This window comes from Fulvivirga ligni (genome assembly GCF_021389935.1).
Classification (GTDB): domain Bacteria; phylum Bacteroidota; class Bacteroidia; order Cytophagales; family Cyclobacteriaceae; genus Fulvivirga; species Fulvivirga ligni.
Genome location: NZ_CP089979.1, coordinates 1,400,207 through 1,419,804 on the forward strand (window position 1 = coordinate 1,400,207; position 19,598 = coordinate 1,419,804).

Annotated in this window: 18 protein-coding genes; 13 read left to right on the top strand and 5 right to left on the bottom strand. The window is 39.3% G+C overall.

What is annotated here, in order from left to right; translation table 11 throughout:
• Nucleotides 1-22 precede the first annotated feature (22 nt).
• The gene (locus tag LVD16_RS27805) at nucleotides 23-1,501 is read left to right on the top strand and encodes an MltF family protein (protein ID WP_305038998.1); all 1,479 of its coding nucleotides are present in this window, start codon (nucleotides 23-25) and stop codon (nucleotides 1,499-1,501) included.
• Here LVD16_RS27805 and LVD16_RS06270 read toward each other — a convergent pair.
• Genes LVD16_RS06270 through LVD16_RS06285 form a run of 4 tightly spaced genes read right to left on the bottom strand, consistent with a single transcriptional unit; the run spans nucleotide 1,498 to nucleotide 5,118 of the window.
• The gene (locus LVD16_RS06270) at nucleotides 1,498-2,826 is read right to left on the bottom strand and encodes an FAD-dependent oxidoreductase (protein ID WP_233773066.1); all 1,329 of its coding nucleotides are present in this window, start codon (nucleotides 2,824-2,826) and stop codon (nucleotides 1,498-1,500) included. The two genes, LVD16_RS27805 and LVD16_RS06270, sit on opposite strands and share 4 nt — an antisense overlap.
• Entirely contained in the window at nucleotides 2,826-4,085 is a 1,260-nt protein-coding gene (gene kynU / locus LVD16_RS06275) for a kynureninase (RefSeq protein WP_233773067.1), read from the bottom strand. The genes LVD16_RS06270 and kynU overlap by 1 nt, the downstream gene beginning before the upstream one ends.
• A gap of 21 nt (nucleotides 4,086-4,106) precedes the next feature.
• Nucleotides 4,107-4,589 carry a methylated-DNA--[protein]-cysteine S-methyltransferase gene (locus LVD16_RS06280; protein ID WP_233773068.1) on the bottom strand — a complete coding sequence of 161 codons (483 nt, stop codon included), beginning with the start codon at nucleotides 4,587-4,589 and terminating at the stop codon, nucleotides 4,107-4,109.
• Between the two features lies 1 nt (nucleotide 4,590).
• The gene (locus tag LVD16_RS06285; RefSeq protein WP_233773069.1) at nucleotides 4,591-5,118 is read right to left on the bottom strand and encodes a 3-hydroxyanthranilate 3,4-dioxygenase; all 528 of its coding nucleotides are present in this window, start codon (nucleotides 5,116-5,118) and stop codon (nucleotides 4,591-4,593) included.
• A 120-nt stretch (nucleotides 5,119-5,238) separates the two neighbouring features.
• Between LVD16_RS06285 and LVD16_RS06290 the strand changes: the two genes are divergently transcribed.
• The 3 genes from LVD16_RS06290 (at nucleotide 5,239) to LVD16_RS06300 (ending at nucleotide 8,220) form a co-directional block, all read left to right on the top strand.
• Nucleotides 5,239-6,027 carry an SDR family oxidoreductase gene (locus LVD16_RS06290; protein ID WP_233773070.1) on the top strand — a complete coding sequence of 263 codons (789 nt, stop codon included), beginning with the start codon at nucleotides 5,239-5,241 and terminating at the stop codon, nucleotides 6,025-6,027.
• A 146-nt stretch (nucleotides 6,028-6,173) separates the two neighbouring features.
• The gene (locus LVD16_RS06295; RefSeq protein ID WP_233773071.1) at nucleotides 6,174-6,728 is read left to right on the top strand and encodes a transposase; all 555 of its coding nucleotides are present in this window, start codon (nucleotides 6,174-6,176) and stop codon (nucleotides 6,726-6,728) included.
• A gap of 46 nt (nucleotides 6,729-6,774) precedes the next feature.
• Complete coding sequence (locus LVD16_RS06300; protein WP_233773072.1) at nucleotides 6,775-8,220, top strand: aldehyde dehydrogenase; 1,446 nt, start codon at nucleotides 6,775-6,777, stop codon at nucleotides 8,218-8,220.
• Nucleotides 8,221-8,297: 77 nt separating this feature from the next.
• Here LVD16_RS06300 and LVD16_RS06305 read toward each other — a convergent pair whose 3' ends face one another.
• Nucleotides 8,298-8,717, bottom strand: coding sequence for a nucleoside-diphosphate kinase (locus LVD16_RS06305; RefSeq protein ID WP_233773073.1), 420 nt, complete (start codon nucleotides 8,715-8,717; stop codon nucleotides 8,298-8,300).
• Nucleotides 8,718-8,900: 183 nt separating this feature from the next.
• Between LVD16_RS06305 and LVD16_RS06310 the strand changes: the two genes are divergently transcribed.
• The 9 genes from LVD16_RS06310 to LVD16_RS06350 all read left to right on the top strand — a co-directional run bounded on the left by LVD16_RS06310 (nucleotide 8,901) and on the right by LVD16_RS06350 (nucleotide 19,572).
• Nucleotides 8,901-9,929 carry a DHH family phosphoesterase gene (locus tag LVD16_RS06310; RefSeq protein WP_233773074.1) on the top strand — a complete coding sequence of 343 codons (1,029 nt, stop codon included), beginning with the start codon at nucleotides 8,901-8,903 and terminating at the stop codon, nucleotides 9,927-9,929.
• Nucleotides 9,930-9,931: 2 nt separating this feature from the next.
• The gene (locus LVD16_RS06315) at nucleotides 9,932-10,891 is read left to right on the top strand and encodes an FKBP-type peptidyl-prolyl cis-trans isomerase (RefSeq protein ID WP_233773075.1); all 960 of its coding nucleotides are present in this window, start codon (nucleotides 9,932-9,934) and stop codon (nucleotides 10,889-10,891) included.
• A 28-nt stretch (nucleotides 10,892-10,919) separates the two neighbouring features.
• The gene (locus LVD16_RS06320) at nucleotides 10,920-11,501 is read left to right on the top strand and encodes a non-canonical purine NTP diphosphatase (RefSeq protein ID WP_233774578.1); all 582 of its coding nucleotides are present in this window, start codon (nucleotides 10,920-10,922) and stop codon (nucleotides 11,499-11,501) included.
• A gap of 4 nt (nucleotides 11,502-11,505) precedes the next feature.
• Nucleotides 11,506-12,132, top strand: a complete 627-nt coding sequence (locus LVD16_RS06325) for a uridine kinase family protein (protein WP_233773076.1) — start codon at nucleotides 11,506-11,508, stop codon at nucleotides 12,130-12,132.
• A gap of 38 nt (nucleotides 12,133-12,170) precedes the next feature.
• On the top strand, nucleotides 12,171-12,554 hold the full coding sequence (locus tag LVD16_RS06330; protein ID WP_233773077.1) for a hypothetical protein: 384 nt from the start codon (nucleotides 12,171-12,173) through the stop codon (nucleotides 12,552-12,554).
• Between the two features lie 114 nt (nucleotides 12,555-12,668).
• Complete coding sequence (gene secDF, locus LVD16_RS06335) at nucleotides 12,669-15,671, top strand: protein translocase subunit SecDF (RefSeq protein WP_233773078.1); 3,003 nt, start codon at nucleotides 12,669-12,671, stop codon at nucleotides 15,669-15,671.
• Nucleotides 15,672-16,042: 371 nt separating this feature from the next.
• Complete coding sequence (locus LVD16_RS06340) at nucleotides 16,043-16,435, top strand: hypothetical protein (RefSeq protein ID WP_233773079.1); 393 nt, start codon at nucleotides 16,043-16,045, stop codon at nucleotides 16,433-16,435.
• A 6-nt stretch (nucleotides 16,436-16,441) separates the two neighbouring features.
• A complete protein-coding gene (locus tag LVD16_RS06345) occupies nucleotides 16,442-17,587 on the top strand; it encodes a monodechloroaminopyrrolnitrin synthase PrnB family protein (RefSeq protein WP_233773080.1) in 1,146 nt (381 codons plus the stop codon).
• Between the two features lie 158 nt (nucleotides 17,588-17,745).
• Nucleotides 17,746-19,572 (top strand): alkaline phosphatase, encoded by a 1,827-nt coding sequence (locus LVD16_RS06350; RefSeq protein WP_233773081.1) that lies wholly within the window; start codon nucleotides 17,746-17,748, stop codon nucleotides 19,570-19,572.
• Nucleotides 19,573-19,598: the final 26 nt, after the last annotated feature.

Consider the following 19,598-nt stretch of genomic DNA (forward strand, 5'->3'; position numbering starts at 1 on the left):
ATTATGATTATTTTCATAGATTATGGCTTTATCAAATTATAAAAAAGGCCTTACATGTTGCTTTTTTCTAGGATTCGCATTTTTATTTTTAATCCTGTCAGGTTGTCATAAAACCAGTAATGAAAGCAATGAGCCTAAAGAAGAAGAGCCTCCTATTATTAAACCGGTTGATTTTGACCTCAAAAAAATCAAAGAAAGAGGATCTATTATTGCTATTGTAGATAACAGCTCCACCGGCTATTTTTTATATAGGGGAAGACCTATGGGGTATGAGTACGATCTCTTATCTCTGTTTGCCAAGGAAATTGGCGTTTCATTAGAAATTAAAGTTACCTCTAGTATAGACGAAGCTTTTGATATGCTCAATAAGGGGCAGGGTGATATTATTGCCTATTCTTTAGCTATTACTAAGACTAGAAAAGAGGTAGTGTCGTTTACAAAAAGTCACTATACCACCAAGCAGGTGCTGGTTCAGCGTAAGCCTAGAAACTGGCGTAGAATGAGCAGAGACGAGCTGGATAAAAAATTAATTAGGAACCAGGTTTCTCTAATTGGGAAGGAAATTCATGTTCGTAAGAGTTCTTCGTTTGTAGATAGATTACATAATCTTTCAGACGAGGTGGGTGGAGATATTCTGATTGTTGAGGATCAGGATAGTGCCGAAACAGAAGAACTGATTAGGAAAGTAGCCTATTCTGATATTGATTACACCATAGCGGACGAAACTACCGCGTTGGTAAATGCCTCTTATTATCCAATACTTGATGTTAGGACTTCGATAAGTTTCCCTCAGCAGATAGCCTGGGCGGTAAGAAAAAACTCAGAGGAACTTTTGCCTACTTTGAATACCTGGATTACCGGCGTTAAGAAGAAGCCCACTTTCAATATCATCTATAATAAATATTTTAGAAGCCCGAGAGCTTCATTAAGAAGAGCTAAGAGTGATTTTTCATCTATGGGAGGTGAAAAAATCAGTGTATATGATGACATTATTAAAGATGCCGCTGATACCATTGGCTGGGACTGGCAATTATTGGCAGCACAGATTTATCAGGAATCTCATTTCGATCCGAATGCAAAATCATGGGCCGGAGCTGTGGGCTTAATGCAAATAGTGCCGGAAACAGGAGAGAGATATGGTGTGGCTGATCTTTACAATCCTTCTCAAAACATCTACGCTGGGGTGGAATACCTTAAGTTTTTAGATGAGCTGTGGTCAAAAACTATTAAGGATCCTGAAGAAAGGGTCAAGTTCGTTTTGGCGAGTTATAATGTAGGATTAGGTCATGTGGTGGATGCCAGAGAACTGGCCAGAAAGTATAAAAAAGATCCGTTGAAATGGGAAGGCAATGTAGAGCACTTCTTATTAATGAAATCAAAACCTGAATATTTTAGAGATCCGGTGGTGAAATCTGGTTATTGCCGTGGGGAAGAACCGGTCAATTATGTGCGGGAAATCTTAAATAGGTACCAGCAATACAGGCAGTTGATTACTGCCTAATGTGGCAGCTGGTTTACAATGCTTTCAAAATCTAATTGCTCCCAATTTTCTTGAAGATTGGGAGTTTTCATTACCTCATCCATAATATTAGCTTGAATCCTTCCTGTCTTTTGAGCTTGAGAATAAGGTATTTGCTCATTAAATGTGACCATAGAATATAAAGGAATCCATTGATCAGGATATAGCTTATTAAGTCTGGCTTCTATCTTTTTTCTTAGAAGGAAATTGTCATCGGCTACCAGATCTCTCATTTCTATAAAATTATGAAGCGCCAGATCTGAAATCGCATCCGCATCATTCTTTCTTACTACACTAAACGAGGTAATAGTCCGCTCCCAGTCGTTATCAAACTCTTCTAATAGCTTATTCAGTATCCTGCAATCTTCAAATCCGCAGTTCATGCCCTGGCCATAAAAAGGAACTATGGCATGAGCAGCATCACCTATTAGAAGTGATTGATTTTTATGCCAGGGAAAGCATTTTACAGTAACCAGAGAAGAGGTCGGGTGCTCCTGAAAGTCTGATAATAATGATGGAATCAGGTCATGCGCATCTGGAAATGTAGTTTGGAAGAATTCTGTTATTTCTTTATCACTGGTTAAAGTGGCAAATGACTTCTCACCTTCATAAGGAAGGAACAGTGTTACAGTAAAGCTTCCGTCCAGATTTGGCAGGGCGATAAGCATGAAAGTGCCTCTCGGCCAAATATGTAACGCATTTTTTTCAATTTTGAAATCATTGGCATCTGTGGCTGGAATGGTTAGTTCTTTGTAGCCATGCTCAATATAATGCTGAGAATAATTGAATCTTGAAGTCTTTTGGATAACACCCCGTACTATAGAGTAGGCGCCATCAGCACCAATGATAGCGTCAGATTTTACTTCTTCGCCATCAGAAAAGGTTAATGTGTTTTCTTCCAGATCGATATGAGTACATCTTTTATTGAAGAATATTTTCACGCCATTTTCCTCAGCGGTATTAAGTAGGAGCTCATTCAAACCACCTCTGGATACTGAAAATATAGATTGGCCATCTTTGCCGTAGGGTTGAAAGGTAAGGTCGCCGGATTCATCGTGCATCATTCGCCCATTCATAGGGATGGCCAATTTCTTGGCTTCTTCTTCCAGACCTAACTCTCGCAGAGGAGCCCAGCCACGGTTGCTGAGAGCTAAATTAATGGAGCGGCCAGAATCAATGTTATTTTTTCTAAGGTCTAACCTGCTTTCAAATAGGGAAACTTTAAAGCCTCTTTTGGCTAAATAGATACCCATAAGGCTGCCTACCAATCCTGCGCCTACTATTGAAATGTTCTCCACTTTGCTCATTACCCTATTGCTTCTTTCAGAATTTCGTAAAATCTGTAAACGTCCTGATATGTATTATAAAGTGGTACTGGAGCTACTCTGATGGCATTTGGCTCACGCCAATCGGCTATTACACCAGCTTCTGTGAGCTTTTTAAATGCTTCTTTACCATTTCTTTTGGCCTCTAATGATAGCTGGCACCCGCGCTCCTCCGGTTTTGATGGGGTAATAATATCAATACCCTCAACGTCCTGAAGTAAATACTCCATAAAGCCGGTGAGTTTTAAGCTCTTGGTTCTTAAAGCATCCATGCCTACCTCTTCATATATTTCTAAAGAGGCAAGATGCACTGCGCTACTTAATATATTCACATTACTAAGCTGCCATCCATCTGCCCCTGGCATCGGCTTAAAGCCTTTTTCCATAAGGAATCTTTCGCCTTCATCATGACCCCACCAGCCCGACATACGCGGTGTGTCAGGGTTAAGGCCGTGTTTATCATTTACGAATATTCCACTAACACCTCCAGGGCCTGAGTTAAGATATTTATAGCTACACCATGCCGCGAAGTCTACGCCATCATCATGTAATGACAACGGCACATTGCCTACTGCATGTGCCAGGTCCAGCCCCATCATAGCACCAGCCTTGTGGGCTGCTGCGGTTATTTCTTTAATAGGGAAAAATTGGCCTGTGTAATATTGAATTCCACCTATTAAAACCAGGGCCAATGAATCACCATGCTGTTCTATGGCTGAAGTGAAGTCGTCAAGATCTAAAGTGGACTGTCCTTCTTTAGGGAATACTTCCACTAATGCTTCCTCATAATCAAAACCATGCAACTTAATCTGACTCTCCACCGCATATTGATCTGATGGAAAAGCGCCGCCCTCTATTAATATTTTGAATCGCTCTTTAGTAGGTCTGTAAAAAGAGGCCATGAGCAGGTGCAGATTGGTAGTAAGGCTGTTCATGGAAACCACCTCCGACGGATTTGCTCCCACAATCTTCGCTAATGCCTCTTTACTATATTTGTGATATTCAAACCATGGCCTTTTGTTAGAGTGAAAGTGGCCCTCCACTCCCAAAGTTGCCCATCCGTTCAGTTCTTCATTAACATATTTATTTACATTCTTAGGCTGTAAGCCCAAGCTATTTCCTGTAAAGTAAATGCTGTCTTTTCCGTTTACCTGTGGAATGTAGAATTTGTCTCTGTAATCTTTTAAAGGATCTTCCTGATCCATCTTTACTGCAAATTCTATTGATTTTTCATATACCATCGCCCCTATTTTAGTTCAAAATTACCCAAAAATTTCCATCTGCTCCCCTCGGAGAACACCTTCGTGTTTTAAAAGCCATTTCTTATTTTCTATTCCTCCGGCAAAGCCGACCATTTTACCATCTTTACCGATCACTCTATGACAAGGTATAATAATTGGGAGCTGGTTTTTGCCATTGGCAGTGCCTGCAGCTCTTATACATTTAATATCTCCAAGCCTTATAGCTAACTCAGAATATGAAATGGTTTCTCCAAAAGGAATTTTTGCCAGTTCTTTCCATACTCTCACCTGAAAATTAGTTCCATTTAATTCATAAGGTGTATGGAAGGTGGCAAGCTTGCCTTCAAAATAATCATTTAGCTCTTCTGTAAATTTTTTGATTACTTCAGAATTAGTGGTATAAACACCATTTTCAAGGTTGGGTTTAAAGGTGACTTTAGTAATGTGCGTTTCACTGGCAGAAATGCCCAAAGGCCCAATGGGAAAATGATGAATATATTCCAATCTAAACGAATTTTTTGTCAGCTTCCATTACGTGACCGCAATTATCACAAGTGCGTAATTCTTCTGAACCATAAAACTCTTTAAAGCGCGGTAAGAAGTCTTTTTCAATATTATTTAGCGGGAAATAGGTTTCATGAAGCTTGTGATTGCACTTCTCACAGTACCAAATAAGACCATCCGTGTACTCTCCTTTTCTTTTTCTCTCAATAACCAAACCTACTGAGCCCTCTGATCTTATAGGAGAATGGGGCACTTTTGCAGGGTGTAAGTAAATATCTCCTGCTTTGATGGGGATATCAACCGCGTGTCCATCTTCCTGTATTTTTACCGTAATATCTCCTTCCAGCTGGTAGAAAAGCTCTTCCGTTTCATTGTAGTGATAATCTTTACGCGCGTTGGGGCCGCCCACCACCATCACGATATAATCACCCGCATCGGCATAGATGTTTTTATTACCTACAGGTGGTTTTAAAAGATCTCGATTGTCTTCTATCCACTGTTTTAAGTTAAAGGGTCTTTTTATAGCCATTTTGTATCTATTTAATATATGATTAGCTCCTCTGTATAACTTCGTGCAGTTCTGGCGAGGGGGTTCAAAAGTATGCTGTTTTATGTTAAATTTAATGAAAATAAAAGCTAATAGAATAAGATGGATATAAATTTAAAAGGTAAGAGAGCGCTGGTTTGCGGCAGCACACAAGGTATAGGTAAAGCTACTGCTCTGGAGCTTGCTGAACTTGGCGCACACATTACTCTGATAGCGAGGGATGAAAATAAGTTGAAGGAAGTTTTAGATGAGCTGCCGCTAAAGGATGGGCAGAAACATCATTATATATGCGCTGATTTTGACCAACCAGATTATCTAAAGAGTACTATTAACGCCTATATGATAAAGGAGGGTGACGTGCACATATTAATTAATAATACTGGCGGACCTGCCGGAGGTAAAGCAATGGATGCACAGCTAACTGAATTTACTTCAGCGTTTAACCGTCATCTTATCTGTAACCAAATTCTGACGCAAGCCGTGGTATCTTCGATGAAAAGAATGGGATATGGAAGGATAGTAAATGTGATCTCCACCTCAGTAAAAGCTCCTATTCAGGGGCTAGGTGTCTCCAACACTATTAGAGGGGCGGTGGCTAACTGGTCGAAAACCCTGTCTATAGAGTTGGGAAGTTTTGGAATAACGGTAAATAATGTGCTTCCTGGAGCTACAGATACAGTTCGTTTGAGGTCTATCATCAGTAGCAAAGCTCAAAAAACCGGACAAAGTGAAGAGGACGTAGAAAAAGCGATGAAGTCTGAGATACCAGCCAACAGGTTCGCAGAAGCTTCTGAAACAGCCGCAGCCATAGCCTTCTTATGCAGCCCTGCCGCTGGGTATATCAATGGAATAAACCTTCCAGTCGATGGTGGTAGGTTAGGGTGTTTGTAAAAGGTAGTATGCCAGTTTATTCTCAAAAGAATGACTTTGTAAGTAAAATGATAAGTTAGCCTCTTAGGAATGAAGGAGGTTTTATACATTGGGTTGTAGACATCCATCCGATGGCTCCGAGCCATCGGATGAATAAACTTCATACCATGCATTTTACTGCCGGCAACATTTTTCATGTATTTAACCGTGGAAACGATAGACAAAACATCTTCTTTCAGGAGGAGAATTACTTGTTTTTTCTGCGTAAGATGAGAAAATACATTGAGCCATCAGTAGATATACTTGCTTACTGTCTGATGCCGAACCATTTTCACCTTTTAATCTATATTGAGGAATCCAAGTTTATTAGTTCTGCCGCTTTGAGTAAGGCGTTTGTAATTGTGCTACGTTCCTACACTCAGGCAATTAACAAAAGGTTTGAAAGGTCAGGGTCCTTGTTTCAACAAAAAACAAAGGCTAAGAATTTGTCATATAATGGCAATGAGGCCTCATTCATTTGCTTTCAGTACATACATCAAAATCCTTTGAAAGCGAGACTGGTTGAAAAAATGGAGGAATGGGAGTTTTCATCTTTTCGTGATTATGCCCAATTAAGAAAAGGAACTCTATGTAATAAAAGTAAAGCTGTATCATTGTTGGATATAAGTGCCGACCCCGATTTGTTTTACTCTAATTCATATAGCTTTCATCTATTGGATTAGTTCGGGGGCATTTACTTTCTTAGTGAAGAAATAATCATTAATCGTGATGTTTAAAATAAAAAACTATATCAATGGCCAGCTTGTAGAGCCGGAGTCTGGAGAATATTTGGATAACTATAATCCTGCGGAAGGAAAAGTTTATAGTTTGATACCCGATTCTGATGATAGAGATGTGCAGAAGGCTGTAGTGGCAGCTAATGCAGCTTTTGACGGGTGGTCATCAATGCCCGTGTTGAAGCGTTCTGCTATCTTACTGAAGATCGCGGACTTTATTGATCGGGATCATGAAAAGCTGGCAAGGGCTGAATCTGATGATAATGGCAAACCTCTTTCCCTGGCATCTAGAGTAGATATTCCTAGGGCGAGTAGTAATATGCGTTTCTACGCTACGGCTATCCAGCATTTTGCTTCGGAATCACATATGTCTGATGATCAGGCGCTCAACTATACTACACGCACGCCGGTAGGGGTTGCAGGTTGTATCTCTCCCTGGAATCTGCCGCTTTATTTATTTACCTGGAAGGTGGCTCCGGCCCTGGCAGCTGGAAATACTGTGGTGGCTAAGCCCTCGGAGATTACACCCATGACCGCGTATTTATTTTCCGAACTTTGTATAGAGGCCGGTTTGCCTGAAGGAGTACTGAATATAGTGCATGGCTTAGGGGCCAAAGCTGGTCAGGCCATTGTGGAGCATCCTGATATTCCATTGATTTCTTTCACAGGAGGCACAACTACTGGTAAGCACATTGCCGCGACAGCTGCACCGATGTTCAAGAAAATGTCATTGGAGCTAGGAGGTAAAAACCCCAATATCATTTTTGATGACTGCGATTTTGATCAGGCCTTGAAGGTGTCCATTCATTCTTCATTTGCTAACCAGGGACAGATATGCTTATGTGGTTCCAGGATATTTGTGCAGGAAGGCATATATGATAGGTTTGTTAGCCAATTTGTGGAAAGGGTGAAGACGCTAAAAGTGGGTGATCCTCATGATGAGACAAGCAAGGTTGGAGCTGTTGTTTCAAAGCAGCATAAGGATAAAATATTATCATATATCAAATTAGCTCAGGATGAAGGTGGAGAAATCCTTTGTGGAGGACATCAGGTGAAAGTAGAAGGCAGATGTGAAGAAGGATATTTTATTGCCCCAACGGTGATCGTAGGCTTAGATGCTACTTGCCGTACTAACCAGGAGGAGATATTCGGCCCTGTGGTTACTATTATACCTTTTAAGGCGGAAGATGAAGTCATAGCTCTGGCCAACAGTACGGCCTACGGACTTTCTGCAACTATTTGGACAGATAATCTCAAACGAGCGCACAGAGTCTCTCATCAGATAAAAAGTGGAATAGTATGGGTAAATACCTGGCTTTTTAGAGATTTAAGAACTCCATTTGGAGGAATGAAGCAATCTGGTGTTGGCAGAGAGGGTGGAGAAGAGGCTTTGAGGTTTTTCACTGAGTCTAAGAATATTTGTATTGCCTTGAAATGAAAAAAGGTTATATCAGAGCAGCATTTTTGAACAGCCGCTTATGATATAACCTCTTAATAATTTTCGCAGTTGCTAGATTAGAATTTTTCTACACCAGCAAAGAAGAAGCTTCCTTCTATTTCAGCGTTTTCGTCAGAGTCAGAACCATGGATAGCGTTAGCCTCGATAGATTCAGCGAAAATTGCTCTGATAGTTCCTTCAGCAGCTTCTTTAGGGTTAGTAGCACCGATAAGGGTTCTGAAATCTTCTACTGCGTTATCTTTTTCTAATATCATAGGTACAATAGCGCCTGATGACATATAAGTAGTTAGGTCATTGTAGAAAGGTCTTTCTTTATGTACTTCATAAAACTGACCAGCTCTTTCTTTTGTAAGTAAAGCCTTTTTCATAGCTATAATTTTGAAGCCAGCTTCCTCGATCATTTTAATGATTGCTCCTGTGTTTCCAGCCGCTACAGCGTCAGGCTTTATCATTGTAAAGGTTCTTTTCCCTGCCATAATATGTTTGATTTTATTGATTTTCCGCAAAGCTAAAAACAATCTGCTAATATATGCCCTCATGATTGTTAAAATCATGTTTTATGATAATCGAACTAGCTGCTTTTGCTTATGAAGTATTTTATTATCAATTTTGCCGTTTATTAAAAATTAAACTGGCCATAATAGGCGGGGATAAAAGGAATGCAGAATCTGGAAGCTTTTAAGACGCTAATCAGTACTCCTAAACGGGTGGTCATTACCATGCACCATAAACCCGATGCTGATGCGCTTGGCTCCTCTTTGGGGTTAGCAGAGTATTTGAAGATGAAGGGGCATGAGGTAACTGTGGTTTCGCCTACTGATTATGCTAACTTTTTAAGTTGGATGCACGGGAATGACGAGGTGCTGGTTTATAATGAAGGGAATGAGGATAAAACTCATGCCATAATAGATGAGGCTGATATGATCTTCTGCCTTGATTTTTCTAACCTAAGCAGAATAAACGAGCTGGGAGAGAAAGTAAGAGAGGCTACTTGTACTAAGGTGCTCATAGATCATCATTTGGAGCCTGAAGATTTTGCCGACTTCCAGCTTTGGACTACAGAGGCTGCTGCTACAGCAGAGTTGGTTTATGATCTAATCTGCATGCTAGGTGATAAGGAAATGATCAATAGAGACATTGCTGAAGCTCTGTATGCCGGAATCATGACCGATACAGGCAACTTCAAGCACTCAAACACCACCAAACATGTTTTTGTAGTGTGCGGAGAGCTGGCTGCCATAGGAGCAGACATTTCCAAGGTTGCCAAACTTGTTTATGATACCAATAGCCTTGATAAAGTTAAGTTTTTAGGTTTTGCCTTAAATGAAAGACTCAAGGTGGTGCAAGAATATCACACCGCATATTTTGCGATTTCCGCAGAAGACCTCAAGCAATTTAATTCTAAAACAGGAGATACCGAAGGCCTGGTAAACTATGCTCTTTCCATTGAAGGGATTAAGTTTGCAGCGCTGCTTATCGATAGAACTGAGGCCGTAAAGATGTCATTCAGATCTGTTGGTGATTTTTCTGTGAATGAATTTGCTCGTAAGAATTTTGAAGGAGGAGGGCATAAAAATGCCGCTGGGGGTAAATCTGACCTTACGCTGGAGGAAACGGTAGATAAATTTGAAAAACTATTAGACGAATATAAAAACCAATTAAGTAACCCAATAAAAACATACGCTTAGTAATGATTAATAGAATAAACATATTGTTGTTGTTGACTTTTGTAGTGCTAGTTCAAGCTTGTGGACAAAAGGAAAAGCAAACGTCATCTGGCTTAAAGTATACTCTTTTAAGAGAAGGTGACGGTGAGGCAATTAAAGATAGCTCATTCATGGTGCTTAATATGACCTACAAGGATAATAATGACTCTGTATGGATGACTACTGCCGAAAAAGGCATTCCTGCTGTTGTTCCTAAAAATGACTCTGTTTGGGCTGCAAGTGATGGCAGTATCGAGCAGATTTTCAATGACCTTCGTATTGGTGATAGTGTAACATTCGAAATTGCGACGGCTGATTTCTTTGCTAATAGCGTGAAATCTCCAGTTCCTCCAATGGTAGATAAAGAAGGTACATTAACTTTCAACATCGGTGTGGCTGATGCAATGAATCAGGAAGAGTTCATGGCTTGGAGAGAAGACATGATGAAAAAGCAGCAGCAAAAAATGGAAGCTGAGGCTGAAGAGCAGTTAGAGGCTGACAAGAAAACGATCGAAGAGTACCTTGCTGAAAATAATATTGAAGCTCAAAGTACTGAGTCTGGTCTTTACTATGTAATTACAGAAGAAGGAACAGGAGAGTCTCCACAAGACGGTGATATGGTAGAAGTAGCTTATGCTGGTCATGTACTGGATGGAGCTTACTTTGATACTAGCATTGAGTCTGTAGCTAAAGAGCAGGATATGTATAATGAAAATAGACCTGGTGGTTATGTTCCTTATGCTTTCCCATTAGGAAGAGGTAGAGTAATCAGAGGATGGGATGAAGGTGTGGCACTACTTAAAAAAGGAAGTAAAGCTACATTATACGTTCCTTCTGGTATGGCTTATGGCCCAAGAAAAAGAAGTGATGTAATCACTGAAAATTCTATCCTTGTTTTTGATGTAGAGCTTGTAGACTTTACTCCTGCAGGAGAGAAAAAATAAAACTTAAATTATTGAGCTATTGAGTAAGATGAAAATCTGCTTTGCTACAAATAATAAAAATAAACTTGAGGAGGTTCAACAAATGTTGCCTCCTCATTTTGAATTAGTATCTCTGGAGGAAATAGGCTGCACAGAAGAGCTTAGAGAAGACCAGAATACACTGGAAGGAAACTCCAGACAGAAAGCAGAATATGTATATAAAACCTTTGGTGTACCATGTTTTGCTGATGATACAGGGCTTGAAGTAGAAGCCATCAATGGTGAACCAGGCGTACTTTCTGCAAGATATGCTGGTAATGAAAGGAATAATGAGGCTAACATGGCACTGCTCCTTTCAAAACTTGATGGGCAGAGCAATAGAAAAGCTCAATTTAGAACCGTAATCACATTCATTACCCCTTCAGAAGATATTCAGTTTGAAGGTGTTGTGAAAGGTGAGATCATCAAAGAAAAAGCGGGAGATAGAGGTTTTGGATATGATCCTTTATTTATCCCTGAAGGCTATTCGGAAACATTTGCTCAAATGAGTATGAATGTGAAAAACGAAATCAGCCATAGAGCGAGAGCTTTTAATCAACTAGTAAAATATTTATCATCAAAAAAATCTTAGTGAAGTGAATCCTTTTATTATAGGCATTACAGGTGGAAGTGGGTCTGGTAAAACACTATTTTTAAATAGCTTATTGCACCAGTTTGATAGTAAAGATATATGCCTCATATCTCAGGATAATTATTACTTACCAAGAGAACAGCAGCCATTAGATGAGAATGGTGTGAAAAATTTTGACACCCCTGCTTCTATAGATGCGCATGCTTTTGCTGCTGATATTAGAAAGATTAAATCTGGAGAGTCTTTCGAAAGAGAAGAATATACCTTTAATAACCCGGCGGTTACTCCTAAGAAACTGAAGTTTAACGCTTCTCCTATTGTAGTGATTGAAGGCTTATTTGTGATGTATTACAAAGAGGTAAGGGACCTTTTAGACCTTAAGCTTTTTATATCTGCAAAGGACCACATCAAATTAAAAAGACGAATTATTCGTGATAAAATTGAAAGAGGATACGATCTTGACGATGTTTTATACAGATTCGAGAAACACGTGATGCCTACTTTTGAAAAGTACCTTGAGCCATTAAAAGATGATGCGGATTTGATAATTCCTAATAACAAGAATTTTGACAACGCTCTCGAAGTGCTCTCTGGTTTCTTCAAGACCAAACTTAATGACGCTCATACTTGATTTAATGGTGAATATCACTACATTTGTAGGCCTTTAAGATGCGTAATCATATAACTATACGGAAATTCAAGCACACCATTGGTCTTTGCATTGGTGTTTTAGCGGCTCTGGTAATCCTTACGTCAGAGACTTGCTACTATAGTTATATGGCCAGCTACAGCCTGGCTACATCAGGCAAGGATACCACTATAGATATTAAGCATGATAATAAAGATGATAGTAATGATCATGCTATACTCTCTATAAGTAAAGATGCGGTATCCTCAGTGGCCCACATGAACATTACTCAGGCCCTCCATTTTATTACTGAGATCTACTCTGGTAGCTCAGAAGATGTGGTAGAGATTCCTGAGAATATACCTGATTTTAATACTTACTTTAAGACTTTATTTCGGCTCATTATATCGCCGAATGCTCCCTAACGGATTACTCTAGTCCTATTATTTCAATATTTTCATATTGAACCATATCCCCTTTGCACAAAGGGAACATATAACTTTTTAATTAAGCTTACTTAACAACAAACAATTAATACAATGCGAAACAAAGGTGCGGTTATTGTTTTAACCATAGTAGTAACGTTGCTTTGTATCTATTACCTGTCGTTTACTTTCGTTTCTAGAAATATTCAGCAGGATGCGGTACAGTTTGCAACCGAGGAGTCAGGGGTGGTTGACCTGGGTAAAAAACAAGCCTATTTAGATTCAGTTTATAATATTCCTGTATACAATCTATTTGGAATAGAATATACTTACAAAGAAGTAAAAGATACAGAGCTTAGCTTAGGTCTTGACCTTCAAGGTGGTATGCACGTTACTCTTGAAGTATCTCCTATTGACATTATAAAAGGTCTTAGCGGAAATAGTAAAGATCCTGCTTTCCTTTCTGCTATTGAGAAAGCTCAACAAAAGCAAAAAGAGAGTACAGAGCAATTTGCTGACCTTTTCATAGAGTCTTATCATGAAACTACTGAGAAGCCTTTAGCAAACATATTTGCTACTGCTGCTAACAGAAGCAGAATTAGCCGTAGTGATAGCGATGACGCTGTTATGAAAGTTATTAAAGATGAGATTGATGATGCTATTGACAGATCATTTATCATCTTAAGAACTCGTTTAGATGAGTTTGGTACTTCTCAGCCTAACATCCAGAAATTAGAAGATCAAGGTAGAATCCAAATCGAAATACCTGGTGCTGATAACCCTGAGAGAGTTAGAAAATTATTACAAGGTGTTGCTAAGTTAGAGTTCTGGGAAGTAGCTCAGCCAACTGATATCAACAATGCCTTATTTGCCATTAACGACATGCTTGTTAACGAGCAAAAGGCAAAAGCTTCTTTAAAAGAAGATGGAACAGCTGCTACTGAAGAAGTTGCAGAGCAAGAAGAAGATTTAAGCTCAGCTTTATCTACTGAGGGAGATTCTACAGATGAGGCTTCAAGTCTAGATTCAGCGCTTTCAGGTGCTAACGATTCTACAGCTACAGAGGCAGATTCTCTTTCAAACAGAATGTCGCCATTATTTGAGTTAGCTACTGGTCCATTAACATATGATGTGAGAGATACTACAGTAATTGGTTCTATTCTTAGAAGGGCAGATGTTCAGGGATTACTTCCAAGATCAGTGAAGCCACTTTGGGCTGTAAAACCTTTTGTTGATGAGCAAACTGACCAAGAAATGCTTCAGTTGTATTTCGTTCAAGCCGGACGTGGTGGTGCTGCAAGACTTACAGGTGAAGTGATTACAGATGCACGTCAAGAACTTGACCAATACAGCAGGCCAGCTATAAGCATGCAGATGAATGCTTTAGGTACTAGAGTTTGGGCTAAAATGACGGCAGAAGCTTCTAGCAAAACACCTCAAGGTAGAATTGCTATCGTACTTGATAATTTAGTGTATTCTGCACCTTTCGTAAACGGTGAGATTCCTAATGGTAACTCTCAGATCACTGGTAGCTTCACTATGGATGAGGCTAAAGATTTGGCGAATATATTAAAAGCTGGTTCTCTTCCTGCTCCTACAAGAATTGTAGAGGAGGCTATCGTAGGACCAACTCTTGGAGAGGTGGCGCGTAATCAGGGTATCCTTTCTATGTTAGCTGGTCTTGCAGTGGTAGTGATCTTCATGATCGGATACTATGCTAAGGGTGGTTTAGTAGCTAACATTGCGCTGGTATTCAATATCTTCTTTATCCTAGGTATCTTGGCTCAGCTTCAGTCTGCGCTTACCTTACCAGGTATTGCAGGTATCGTACTTACCATTGGTATGTCGATAGATGCTAACGTACTTATCTTCGAAAGAATAAGAGAAGAAATGAGAAATGGCGTGAAGCTTAAAGCTGCTATTTCTGCGGGTTATAGTAAGGCATTTAGCTCTATTGTGGATGCTAACGTAACCACCGCTTTAACGGCGATCATTCTTTATGCTTTAGGACAAGGACCAATTAAAGGTTTCGCTATTACCTTAATGATAGGTATTGCTTGTTCATTCTTTACTGCGGTATTCATTACCAGAGTAATTGTAGAATGGTGGACTAAGAAGGGTGATGAGAGCAATATTTCTTTCCAAACTCCTTTCTCTAAAAACTTGCTTTCTAACTTCAATATCGATTTCATGGGTAAGAGAAGAATGGCTTACATGATCTCTTCTGTGATTATCGTTATAGGTATGGCTTTGGTTTTCATCAACGGATTAAACCTTGGTGTTGATTTCGAAGGAGGTAGATCTTATATCGTAGAGTTTAAAGATCCTATTGTAGCTACAGACATGAAAGTTTCGTTAAGCAATAGCTTAGGCGAAGGTGGTACAGAGGTGAAAAACTTTGGTAGCAATAACATAGTGAAAGTAACTACTTCTTATTTGGTAAATGATGAGTCTGATGAGGCTGATGCACAAGTGCAACAGGCTGTGATTTCAGGTATAGAGTCATTTACAGGTAAGTCATATGTAGCTGAAGGTTCTAGAGTAGATAGTGAGCATTTCACAATTTCAGGATCTTCTAAAGTGGGTGCTACCATTGCTGATGATATTAAAGACTCTTCTTTTGAGGCTGGTATTTTCGCCATCATCGCTATCTTTATCTATATCTTAATCAGATTTAGAAAGTGGCAGTTCAGTACAGGTGCTATCATCGCATTGGTTCATGATAGTTTATTTGTATTCTCTGCTTTCGGTATAGCTGGTGTGTTAGGTGTTAAATTTGAAATAGATCAGGTCTTCGTGGCAGCCCTACTTACTATTATAGGTTATTCCATAAACGATACCGTGGTAGTATTTGATAGAATTAGAGAGTACTTAAACTTGGGTACTGGCAGAGAAAGATTGAAGGTATTTAACTCGGCTATCAATAGTACTATGAACAGAACGATTATGACCTCATTCACTACTTTGATAGTGGTTCTTATCCTATTCATTTTCGGTGGAGAGGTATTAAGAGGATTCTCTTTCGCTCTATTAGTGGGTATCGTAGTAGGTACTTATTCTTCAATATTTATAGCTTCTCCGGTAGTTGTAGATCTTGATAAGAAAATGATAGAATAGAAATCAAAAAACTGGTTATAGTTTAATAACCAAAAAGTTAAGCAGTAATTATTCCTATAATTACTGCTTTTTTTATTATTTTCAGTTTATTAGGGTTTATAGGATTTTGTAATATATCACAAATTGATCTATGTAAGGTTTTTTAATAAAATTAACTTTTTTGACCTAAATTCTGATGTTTGCACTTTGTTTATAGGAAATATAAAAGCAATTATTGGTCATAAGTGGCTGGTTTTCAGTATTTAAAGAATTAAAATAAATCCAATGATATGGGTGAGTTAAATTTTATACCTGCATTAGATACACCCCATGATTTAATTTTTTTAGTACTTATTTTTTAGGAGGTTACGCCATATTAATAAAACTATATTATGGCTGAAAAACTTATTTTAAAAGAGAGTTATTGTGAGATCACATTAGATGAAGCTAATGTGATAAAAGCGAGGTGGATTGGATTTTTAAAGTTGGATCAAGTAAAGAAGGGGTGTGATATTATCTCTGGTTACATTAAAGACAACAAGCTGAAAGGTCACATTAGTGATCACAGAAGTTTAAAAATACTTTCTAAAGAGGTGCAGGAATACCTTGGAGCTGTATGGTTTCCTGAAGTTGAGCGTCTGGGACTGACCAAAATTGCGGTATTAGTTTCTGATGATGTATTTGCTAAAGCAACTGTTGACAAAGTGAACGAGACGGCCGTAGGTAATTTGGCGATTCATACTTTCAACGCAGAGCAGGATTGTAACGATTGGCTCAAAAGTTAATAAGTTATGCAGCGAACGCTTAACAAGTCCTTTTTCTGGGAAAAGAAGTTATTCGTGCAAAGAAGTCAAGATCTGGCAATAGCAGATCTTGACCCTTTGAACATGGATGAATTTTTCAAACTTCTTCCAGAATATAACCAACAAGGAGATGTGGATAAGCTTGTCTCAGGACTTTACAAGTATATTCCGTATCCAGATAAGCTGGCAAAGTTTAGCTATGAAGAGTCTATCGCTGCCATGCGAGATATAGGCATCCTATTAGGGTCTATTAAGAAGCATGGATTGGAGCCTGTAGAACAGGTGCCCGAGTTAGATTACATACTAGATGTTTTAAGTGAAAAAACCGACCTACCACCCAGGGACACTTTATTGCATTACTCCGTTTGGAATCCGGCCGGAGATAGAATGCGAACCTACACTCATTATACCGATGAGCGAGGGTTAATTGATAGTGTAAAAATGTCAATGGAGCCTGTTGTTAAAGGCATCCATTATTTGATAGAGTTACATCATACAGATATTGACTCTAAGGAATTTGCTTTAATCTGTCATATGGCAGATGCTTGTTTCAAGAAAATGGTTGAGGCCATTGTTCATGCCAGGCGAAATGTGGATACTACAGTGTTTTCAAAAGTACTGAGGTTTTATTATGATCCTATTCAGTTATACGGAAGGGATTACTTAGGGCCGGGCGCAGTGGAAATGCCGGTATTCATCTACGATCACCTATTGTGGGGTTCTGACTGTGGAGATGAGGAATATGATATTTTCCAGAATACATACCTTCCTTATATTTTGCCTCAGCTAAGAGATGTTTACTATAACTATAAGGGGCAGGAATCTCTGGCTTCTAAAGTGATGAGTAAGTTGATCAGCAAAGAAGTGTCAGTTAATGTGAAAGAGTCTGCTGAGGCACTAAGAAACATGTTTATGACTTTGTCTAGCTTTAGAATGCCTCATAAGCATATGGCTGAAGAGGCGTATCAAAAGCAAGATGACAGAAGTACTGGAAGTGGCGGATATAGCACCGGAATTTTAGGAGCTATCATTCAGCTGATGAGCAGAAAGAGACAAGAGTTAGAAGCTACTATGAGATTATCAGGCTTCTTAAACAATAAAAACTCTGCTAAGAGAAAAATGACAGGTTCTTAACTTTGTCATTACTAGATGGACGTAAAAGCCAGCTCATAATTATGAGCTGGCTTTTTTATTGGCACATGCTATCTCATAACATAACATTAATATCAAAAGCTGATTTTGCTTAGCTAAAAGGGGGATACTTGTAAAGTAATTAGCTATTAATGATTTACATGAGAAAAACCGTACTTACCCTCTTCTTTTTGAGCCTAATGTTCATGCTTAAAGCACAGAAATATCCTACCTCCAGCATTTTTGCTCATAATGATTATCACCGATCGGTTCCACTTTATATCGCTTACCAACAGCGAGTGGGCTTTATTGAGGCAGATGTTTTCTTAAGGGATGATCAGCTATTGGTGGCGCATAGTACTGATGAGATTCAGGCCAACCGCACCTTGGAAAGCCTTTATTTAAAACCTTTGAATGACATTATCTCCAGAAACAAAGGCTTGGCTTATCACGATTCGCAGCAAAAACTCATGCTATTTATAGACTTGAAAAATGATGGTTACAATGCATTGAAAGCAATAGTGGCAGAGGTGGAAAAATATCCAATCCTTATTAATTGCCCTACTTTTGGTATAGCGGTCAGTGGTGATATGCCTTCAACTGAGGTTTGGGATGAATTTCCAAAATTTATTGAATTCGATGGTCGTACACACCTGCAATATACCCCGGAGCAGCTGGAAAGAGTACCTATGATCAGCATGGGATTAGGTAATCTTACCCAATGGAACGGTAAAGGAGTGCTTACTAAAGAAGATGAAAGTAAGGTGAAGGCGATCATTGATCAGGTTCATAAGCTCGGTAAGCCCATTAGGTTTTGGGGTACACCTGATTTCACTAATGCCTGGATAGAATTTAGAAAGCTAGGAGTAGATATTCTCAATACAGATAAAGTACAGGAGGCGGCCGAGTTTCTTAACGGTGCTGAGAAGAATTACTACCAAAATACGGAGCGACATAGTGTTTATGAGCCTCAGCATGCTTTCAAGAGAAAGAACCCTAAAAATGTGATTCTTTTGATTGGCGATGGCACTGGCCTTTCCCAATGGTATGCTGGTTATACAGCAAATGGTGGTGCGCTTAATGTGTTTCAGATTAAAAGTTTGGGCTATGCCGTAACCAATGCCAGTGATAGCTACATCACTGATAGTGCTGCCGGGGCCACTGCCATGGCTACCGGTAAGAAAACCAATAACCGATATATTGGCATGGATGCTGATGGACACAGGTTGACATCTATTACGGAGATATTGAAGGATGAAGGTTTTAATACCGCCATAATATCCAGTGGCGATATTACCGATGCCACACCGGCGTCGTTCTACGCCCATCAAAAGGAGAGAAGTTTAAGTGAGGCTATTGCTTTAGACTTTTTAAAAAGTAAAAATGATATTTTAATAGGTGGTGGCTATGATCACTTTATTAAAAGAAGCGACGAGAAGAATTTAAAAAAGGAACTGGAAAAGGCTGGTTATTTTGTTTCTGATAATTTTCAGGCTATGGATGGTAGCCATCAAAAAATGGTGATTTTGGATGAAGCTGCTAAAGCCTCTATGCAAAATGGACGTGGTGATTTTTTAACTCAGGCCCTAACGAAATCTATCCAAGCACTACAGAAGACTAGTCAACCTTTCTTTATTATGGAAGAATCAGCTCAGGTAGATTGGGGAGGGCATAGTAATGATCTGCCTTATGTAGTGCAAGAAGTCCTCGACCTGGATAAGACCATCGGTGAGGCCATGAAGTTTGTAGATCAAAATCAGGAAACTCTGCTAATTATCACGGCAGACCACGAAACCGGAGGCCTTTCTTTAGTTGGTGGAGACCTGCAACAAGGTGCTGTCAGATCACACTTTTCCACAAACGATCATACAGGAGTAATGGTGCCAGTTTTCGCTTACGGACCGGGAGCGGAAAACTTTCAGGGTGTTTATGCTAATACGGAAATTTTCACAAAGATTTTAGGGGTGTTGAAATTGTCTTCCCAGTAGGCTTAACACCCATTTCGTTAAGGAGG